General features: G+C 63.1%; 2 protein-coding genes. Both read left to right on the plus strand.

Going from position 1 to position 9,219, the window contains the following annotated elements; genetic code table 11:
* Positions 1–89: 89 nt before the first annotated feature.
* Positions 90–4,658 carry a DNA-directed RNA polymerase subunit beta gene (rpoB, locus tag VGE27_RS08840; RefSeq protein WP_331049286.1) on the plus strand — a complete coding sequence of 1,523 codons (4,569 nt, stop codon included), beginning with the start codon at positions 90–92 and terminating at the stop codon, positions 4,656–4,658.
* A 2-nt stretch (positions 4,659–4,660) separates the two neighbouring features.
* Positions 4,661–8,974, plus strand: coding sequence for a DNA-directed RNA polymerase subunit beta' (gene rpoC, locus VGE27_RS08845; RefSeq protein ID WP_331049287.1), 4,314 nt, complete (start codon positions 4,661–4,663; stop codon positions 8,972–8,974).
* Positions 8,975–9,219: the final 245 nt, after the last annotated feature.

The raw sequence follows: 9,219 nt of genomic DNA on the forward strand, positions 1-9,219 counted from the left end.
GACCGGAGCCGTCGGGGACGGAGCGCTTTGCGCCTCCGGTTTCCCGGATTGTGCGCACCCCGCACGAGGGTGAGCCCCACAAGGATATGATGAACCAGATCTCGTTCGCGAAGCTCGAGACGGGCATGGATATGCCCCACCTGCTCGACATCCAGACGCGCGCCTTCGAGTCGCTGCTGCAGCTGGATGCCGCCTCGCAAGAGCGCGAGGACGTCGGCCTCGAGCGCGTCTTCAAGGACCTGTTCCCGATCACGGATGTCCACGAGAATTTCTCGCTGGAATTCGTCCGGTACAGCCTCGGCGAACCCAAGTACACTGTCGCGGAATGCATCGAACGCGACATGACCTACTCGGCCCCGCTCAAGGCCACTCTCCAACTGGTCATCTTCGAGGATACCGGCGACGGCAAGCGTCCCCGGAATATCATCGAAAAGGAAGTCTACCTCGGCGAACTGCCGCTCCTCACCGAGCTCGGCACCTTCGTCATCAATGGCGCCGAACGCGTCATTGTTTCCCAGCTGCATCGCTCGCCCGGCGTCGTGTTCGAAGAGAGCACGCACCCCAACGGCCAGCGTCTGCTGTCGTCGCGGATCATTCCGTTCCGTGGCTCGTGGGTCGAGTTCACCGTGGACATCCACGACGTGATCTACGTCCACATCGACAAGAAGAAGAAGTTCCCCGCCACGGCGCTCCTGCGCGCCTTCGGCTACGGGGAAAACCGCGACATCCTGCGCCTCTTCTTCGCCGAACGCGATCTCGACCTCACCAAGAAGCGCGAGACCCGCAACGACCAGCGTGAAGTGCTCGGCGCCATCATCGCCGAAGACATCACGCTCGAAGGCGAAGTGACGGCCGCGGATGCGCCGAAGCCCAAGACCAAGAAGGCCAAGGCCGAGCGCGAACGCTCGGAGGCGCAGCTGCTCGTGCGCGAAGGCGATGAACTCACCGAGGAAGTCCTGAATCGCCTCGTGCGGCAGGGCGTGCACACGGTGAAGGTCTTCGCGTCGTACACGCAGATCGACCTCCGCGACGAACAGGACGCGATCGACCGCGGCGAGCGTGAAGTACGCCGCATGCTGGCCCGCGACGTCGTCGACCACGATACCGGCGAAGTGGTGGCCGAAAAGGACACCACCCTCACCGACGCCATCATCAAGCGCATCCGCAAGGCCGACATCACCAAGGTCCACGTGTTCGTGGCCTCGGGTCGTGCCGAGTCGACGCTGATCAAGAACACCCTGGCCAAGGACCCCACCAAGGCGGAAGAGGAAGCGCTCAAGCAGATCTATGCGCTGCTCCGTCCGGGTGATGCCCCGAACCGTGAAACCGCGAAGCAGGCCCTCGAGCGCCTGTTCTTCTCGCCCAAGCGCTACGATCTCGGCCGCGTCGGTCGCTACAAGATCAACCAGCGCCTGCGCCTCAACACGCCGATGCGCACCACGGTCCTCACGAAGGAAGACTTCGTGGAGATCATGCGTCAGCTCGTCGAACTGCATGAGGGCCGCGGCGATGTGGATGACATCGACCAGCTGGGCAATCGTCGCATCCGCTCGGTGGGTGAGCTGATCGCGAACCAGTTCTCCGTCGGCCTCTCGCGCATGGCGCGTCTGGTCAAGGAGCGCATGTCCATCAACACCGATCCCGAAAAGATCAGCCTCGACGACCTCGTCAACGCCCGTACGGTGTCGGCGGTCATCCAGGCCTTCTTCGGGTCGTCGCAGCTGTCGCAGTTCATGGACCAGACCAATCCGCTTGCCGAACTGACGCACAAGCGTCGCCTTTCGGCGCTCGGACCGGGTGGTCTGACGCGCGAGCGCGCCGGCTTCGAAGTGCGAGACGTGCACTACTCGCAGTACGGCCGCATGTGCCCGATCGAAACGCCGGAAGGTCCGAACATCGGTCTGATCACGTCGCTCGCCTGCTTCGCGCAGGTGAACGACCTCGGCTTCATCGAGACCCCGTATCGCGTCGTGAAGGAAGGACGCGTGACGGGTGAGATCGTGTGGCTCGACGCGAACCGTGAAGAAGACGCGATCATCGCGCAGGCCAACTCCAAGCTCAATCCCGACGGCACGTTCGTCGATGACCTCGTCCTGTCACGTAAGCGCGGAGACCTTCCGCTCGAGCCGCCGACGAACATCGACTACATGGACGTGGCGCCGGAACAGCTCGTGTCCATCGCTGCCGCGCTGATCCCGTTCCTCGAGCACGACGACGCCAATCGCGCGCTCATGGGCTCGAACATGCAGCGCCAGGCCGTGCCGCTTCTCAACCCGGCCACGCCGTTTGTCGGCACCGGTCTCGAGGCCACGGTCGCGGTCGACTCCGGCGCGGTGATCATCGCCCGCCGTGCGGGTGTGGTGACCAACGTGACGGCCGACGAGATCATCGTCGACGCCGGCCTGAACCAGGAAGCGGTGGACGACGGTCGTCCGCTCACGCGCCTGGGCCAGCTCGATCGCTACCGCCTCAAGAAGTACTGGCGCACCAACCAGGACACCGCGATCAATCAGCGGCCCCTGGTGCGCATGGGTCAGAAGGTCGCCAAGGGTGAAGTGCTCGCCGATGGTGCTGCCACCGAAATGGGGCAGCTCGCACTTGGCCGCAACGTCACCGTGGCCTTCATGCCCTGGTATGGCCACAACTTCGAAGACGCCATCGTGCTCTCCGAACGCCTGGTGAAGTTCGACGTGTTCTCGTCGATTCACATCCAGGAGCTCGAACTGCATGTGCGCGACACGAAGCGTGGTCAGGAAGAAATCACGCGTGAAATTCCGAACGTCGCCGAAGAGTCGCTGGTCGATCTCGACGAGCGCGGCATCGTGCGCATCGGCGCCGCGGTGAAGGCAGGTGACATCCTCGTCGGCAAGATCACGCCGAAGGGTGAAACCGAGCTCTCGCCGGAAGAGAAGCTGCTGACCGCCATCTTCGGTGAAAAGGCGAAGGACGTGAAGGACTCGTCCCTCAAGGTTTCGCCGGGCATGGAAGGTGTGGTCATCGACGTGAAGATCTTCTCGCGCGTCGAAGACCAGGTCGTTGAAAAGGATCGTGGTGAGCGCATCGGTGAAGTGCGCCGCCTCGAGGGCGAAGAGAAGATTCGCGTGAACGAAGTGCGCGACGCCGAGCTCTCGCGTCTCCTCGAAGGGGAGATCGTGGCGCTGGCTCTCAAGGCAGGCACGGTGGAAGAGGCGATCGGCGCGGGCACCACGCTCACGCGCGAAATCCTCGACGGCCTGCGCTTCGCCACGCTCGACCTCAAGACGTTCCGTGTCGAGAACAAGAAGGCGAACGATCGTGTGCGCGACATTCTCGATGCCGCGGCCGAGGAGAAGGCCCGCATCGAAGAGCGTGCCGAGGATCGCATCGACCGCATTCTGCAGCCCGACGAATTGCCGCCGGGCGTGATCCAGCTGGTGAAGGTGTATCTGGCGGAGAAGCGCAAGATTTCCGTCGGCGACAAGATGGCCGGCCGTCACGGTAACAAGGGTATCGTGGCCCGCATCGTCCCCGAAGAAGACATGCCGTTCCTCCCGAACGGCCGTCCGGTGGACATCGTGCTCAACCCGCTGGGCGTTCCGTCCCGTATGAACGTTGGACAGATCCTCGAGACCCACCTTGGGTGGGCCGCGAAGCTGCTCAACTTCTACGCCAAGACGCCGGTGTTCGAGGGTGCGAACGAGCGCGAAATCGGCTTGCTCATGAAGCTCGCCGGTCTGCGCTGGGCGCGCGAAACCCTGATGCTGGGTGGACCGGCGTCCGACACCACGACGGCGGAAGTGAAGTCGTTGCTGGCCGACATCAAGCCGGATCGTCGTCTGCCGGACAAGGTCGAGCTGCTTGGTGATGCCAACCTGAACGACCTGGGTGGCAAGGCCATGTCGCCCGAGACAAAGGCGCTGTACGCGCGTGTTCGGGAGTTTGCCGCGCAGAGTGCGCGTGCCATCGCGGATCGTGAACTCGATGCCGTGCGGGCCGCGATCGCGATTCATCGTGGGGACGCGAGCGAAGTGCCGGAAGGTGCGCCGGCGGCCATCGAGGCGCTCGAAGCGCTGGTGGCGCTCTCACCTGCGGAAACGTTGCAGCGTATCGGTCAGCCGGCGCTCGCGGGCATGCTCGCGGGTGGCAAGGAAGCCGATGTGGATGCAGCGGCATCGGAACTGATTCGCCTTGCTGGCCTCACGCCCACGGGCAAGGTCCGCCTGCGCGACGGTCGTACCGGTGAAACGTTCATCGCCCCCGTCACGGTGGGCGAGATCTACATGCTCAAGCTGTCTCACCTCGTGGATGACAAGATCCACGCGCGTTCCATCGGACCGTACTCGCTGGTCACGCAGCAGCCGCTCGCCGGTAAGGCGCAGTTCGGCGGCCAGCGCTTCGGTGAAATGGAAGTGTGGGCGCTGGAAGCGTACGGCGCGGCACACACGCTGCAGGAAATCCTCACGGTCAAGTCTGACGACGTGAACGGCCGCAGCCGTGTGTACGAAGCCATCGTGAAGGGCCAGAACCTGCCGGAGCCCGGCATCCCGGAGTCGTTCAACGTGCTCGTGAAGGAATTGCAGGCGCTCGGTATCAAGGTCACGCTCGGTGCCACTGACGGCACCGGCGTGGAGCTGGTGGACGCCGGCGGTAGCGTCGCCGGTAACGGCGGGGAGGAATAAGCATGATCGATTTCCGCAGCTCGCGCGAAGCTCGCGCGTCGGCGTTCGACTACATGTCCGTCCGGATCGCCTCTGCCGAGGAGATCCGCGGACCGAAGGATCCCAAGGAGCGCGAACGGCTGGAGATGGCCGGTCTGCGCACCTGGTGGTCATGGGGCGAAGTCACCAAGCCCGAAACCATCAACTACCGCTCCTTCAAGCCTGAAAAGGACGGTCTCTTCTGCGAGCGTATCTTCGGTCCGGTCAAGGACTGGGAATGCCATTGCGGCAAGTACAAGCGCATCCGCTATCGCGGCGTGATCTGCGATCGTTGCGGCGTGGAAGTCACGCTCAGCAAGGTGCGTCGTGAGCGCATGGGTCACATCGAACTGGCCGTGCCGGTTGCGCACATCTGGTTCTTCAAGACCCTGCCGTCGCCGATGGGCAACCTGCTCGACGTCACCCTCCGTGATCTCGAGAAGGTCATTTACTACAGCAACTACATCGTCATCGAGCCGGGCAACCAGGAGGTGCGTGAGCGCCAGTTGCTCGACGAAGACGAGTACCTGACGCTGCGCCAGAAGGCCAAGGCCGAAGGCGACTCGGCGTTCCAGTGCGACATCGGTGCGCCGGCCGTGCGTGAGCTGCTCAAGCGCCTCGACATTGACAAGGTGGCCGAGACGCTGCGTGGTTCGGTGGTCGGTGAGACGTCGCAGCATCGCAAGAAGCAGATGCTGAAGCGCCTCAAGATCGTCGACGCGTTCCGCACGTCGGGTGAGGGCGGTGAGATCCGCAACCGGCCGGAGTGGATGATCCTGGACGTGATTCCGGTGATCCCGCCCGACCTGCGTCCGCTCGTGCCGCTCGATGGCGGCCGTTTCGCGACGTCCGATCTCAACGACCTGTATCGTCGTGTGATCAACCGCAACAACCGTCTGCAGAAGCTCATCTCGCACCGCGCGCCGGAAGTCATCCTGCGCAACGAGAAGCGCATGCTGCAGGAGGCGGTCGACGCGCTGTTCGACAACGGTCGTCGCTCCAAGGCCATCCGTGGCCGTGGCAAGCGTCCGCTCAAGTCGCTGTCCGACATGCTCAAGGGCAAGCAGGGCCGGTTCCGTCAGAACCTGCTCGGCAAGCGCGTGGACTACTCGGGTCGTTCGGTCATCGTCGTGGGTCCGGAGCTCAAGCTGCACCAGTGCGGCCTGCCGAAGGCCATGGCGCTGGAGCTCTTCAAGCCGTTCATCATTCACAAGCTCGTCGAGAGCGGTGAAGCGGAAACGGTGAAGCGCGCCAAGAAGATCGTCGAGCGTGAAAACGCGATGGTCTACGAAGTGCTCGAAGGCATCATCAAGGACCACCCGGTGCTGCTCAACCGCGCGCCGACGCTCCACCGTCTGGGCATCCAGGCGTTCGAGCCGGTGCTGGTCGAAGGCAAGGCCATTCGTATTCACCCGCTCGTCTGCGCGGCGTTCAACGCCGACTTCGACGGTGACCAGATGGCCGTGCACGTGCCGCTGTCGTTCGAGGCGCAAATCGAAGCGCGCGTGCTGATGCTGTCGTCGAACAACATCCTCAAGCCGTCGGACGGTCGTCCGGTCGCCGAGCCGTCACAGGACATCGTGCTCGGTTGCTACGTCGCGACCAAGGCGCCGACGGATTTCGACAAGAACGCCCGTGATGAAGCGTGGGTGCGCAAGCTGCCGACGTTCACGGAAACGGCCGAAATCGAGATCGCGATCGCCAACGGTCGTGCGACCTATCAGTCGCCGATCCGCTGGCTCGATCGCCGTGAGGAGACGCCGACCTGGACCACGACCACGACGGGCCGCGTGCTCTTCGACGTGATCGTGCCGAAGGGCCTGCCGTTCCTCAACAAGGACATGAAGAAGAAGGCGCTGGGCGAACTCGTCTTCCAGAGCTACCGCAATGCGGGGCTCGCGGAGACGGTGGCGCTGCTCGACCGTCTGAAGGAATTCGGGTTCCGCAACGCGACGCGCGGTGGTGTGTCCATCGGCATCGAGGATCTGCACATCCCGAAGGAAAAGCAGATTCTGTTGCAGGAAGCGTCGGAGCGCGTGGAACGCTTCCAGCGTGCCTACGCGACCGGCAACATCACGAACGGCGAACGCTACAACAAGGTCATCGACACCTGGACGCACGCCAACACCGACGTCGCCGACGCCATGGTGAAGACGATGCGCGAGTCGCAGGGCGGCTTCAATCCGGTGTTCATGATGTATGACTCCGGTTCACGTGGTAGCCGTGACCAGATTCGTCAGCTTGCCGGTATGCGTGGCCTGATGGCGAAGCCGCAGAAGAAGCTCACCGGTGGTATCGGTGAAATCATCGAAAACCCGATCAAGTCGAACTTCCGTGAAGGCTTGTCGGTGCTCGAGTACTTCTCGTCCACGCACGGTGCGCGTAAGGGTCTCGCCGACACCGCGCTCAAGACGGCCGACGCCGGATACCTGACGCGTCGTCTGGTGGACGTGGCGCAGGACATGACGATCGCCGAAGAGGATTGCGGCACGATCCTCGGCATCGACACGGCGGCGCTGAAGGAAGGCGAAGATGTGATCGAGCCGCTCGCCGAGCGTCTCGTGGGCAACGTGGCGGCCGAGGACGTGATCGATCCTCTGGAGCGCGACGAAGCAGGCCGCCCGCGGATGCTGGTGGAAGCGGGCGCGCTGATCTCGGAAGAGATGGCGCAGAGCATCGAAGAGGCGGGCATTGAGACGGTGAAGATCCGTTCGGTGCTCACCTGTGAAGCGAAGCGCGGCCTGTGCCGCATGTGCTACGGCCGAAACCTGGCGACCATGCAGATGGTCGATCTGGGCGAAGCGGTGGGCATCATTGCCGCACAGTCCATCGGCGAACCGGGCACGCAGCTGACGTTGCGTACGTTCCACGTCGGTGGTACGGCCTCGCGTATCGCGGAGCAGACGGCACGCAAGACGAAGAAGGCCGGTGTGATCGAGTTCGGTGATCGTCTGATCACCGTGATCAATCGGGAAGGACAGAAGGTCGTCACGTCATACGAAGGCGAGCTTGTCATCAAGACGTCGGCCGACAAGAACGCGTCCATCGAAGCCCGCCTGCAGGTGCCGCTCGGCGCCTACCTCATGGTCGAGGACGGTCAGGTGGTCAAGAAGGACGACACGGTGTTCACGTGGGACCCGTACTCCAATCCGATCATCGCGGACGTGGAAGGTACGGTGCGCTTCGTGGATCTCGTGGAAGACGAGTCGCTGTCCGAAGAGCTCGACGAACTGACCGGTCTGCGTCAGCGTGTCGTGATCGAAGACCGCGAAAAGAAGCTCCATCCGCACATCGAGATCTGGCAGAACAGCGGGGGCAAGGAGAAGCGCGTGCGCGACTTCATCCTCCCGGTGGGCGCCGTGATCACGATCGACGACGGTGGCAACATCGCGGCCGGTACGATCCTCGCGAAGGTCAGCCGCGAAGCCTACAAGACGCGCGACATCACCGGCGGTCTGCCGCGTGTTGCCGAACTCTTCGAAGCGCGGCGCCCGAAGGATCCGGCGACGATCTCCGAAATCGACGGCTTCGTGCGCTTCGGTGAAATCAAGCGTGGCAAGCGTGAAGTGTTCGTGCGCCCGGCCACGGTCGAGAAGGGGCAGTGGATCGCCGACGATTCGGCCGAGGAACAGACGTACGAAGTGCCGTCGGGCAAGCACCTGCGTGTGCACGAGGGTGACCGCGTGCGTGCCGGTGACCGCATCTCCGAAGGTCCGGTGAACCCGCATGACATTCTGCGGATCAAGGGCCCGCGTGCGGTGCAGGAGTACCTGCTGAACGAAGTGCAGGAGGTGTACCGCCTGCAGGGCGTGAAGATCAACGACAAGCACATTGGCGTGATCGTGAAGCAGATGCTCCAGAAGGTCCGCATCGCCGATTCCGGCGATACGGAACTGCTCGAAGGCGAACACGTCGATCGTTCCGAATTCCGCGACGTCAACGACGATGCCAAGAAGCGCAAGATCCGTCCGGCAACGGCGGAACCGCTCCTCCTTGGTATCACGAAGGCCTCGCTCACCACGCAGTCGTTCGTGTCGGCGGCCTCCTTCCAGGAGACCACGCGCGTCCTCACCGACGCGGCCATCCGTGGCTCGCGCGACGACTTGCTGGGTCTGAAGGAGAACATCATCATCGGTCACCTCATCCCGGCCGGTACGGGTCTGTACCGCTACCAGGAAGTGGATGTCGACTCGGAAACGCTGCCCGAGCCGGAGCCGATGCCGGAAGCGCTGGAGCCGAACTTCGATGCACTGCTCCCGAGCTTTGAACCGTCGGCATTCACGATGCCCGACGAATAAGGAACAACGGTATAGATGGACAGAACGGCGGCAGACTTTGGTCTGCCGCCGTTCTGATTTCTGGGCTCTCAGTTCTGATTTCTGGTCTCTCAGTTCTGGTTTCTGCGGTCTGGCCTCTGAACTCTGTCGTTGGGCGGGCTGCAGAGGTCAGACGAGAGATGTTGAGAGCTCTGAACTCCGACGGAGATAGATGGTGAGAGATCAGACCGTCCTAGATGTCAGAGGTCTGAGCACTGGCGCCGTCT

Origin of the sequence: Gemmatimonas sp. (assembly GCF_036405635.1) — a bacterium.
Lineage (GTDB): Bacteria > Gemmatimonadota > Gemmatimonadetes > Gemmatimonadales > Gemmatimonadaceae > Gemmatimonas.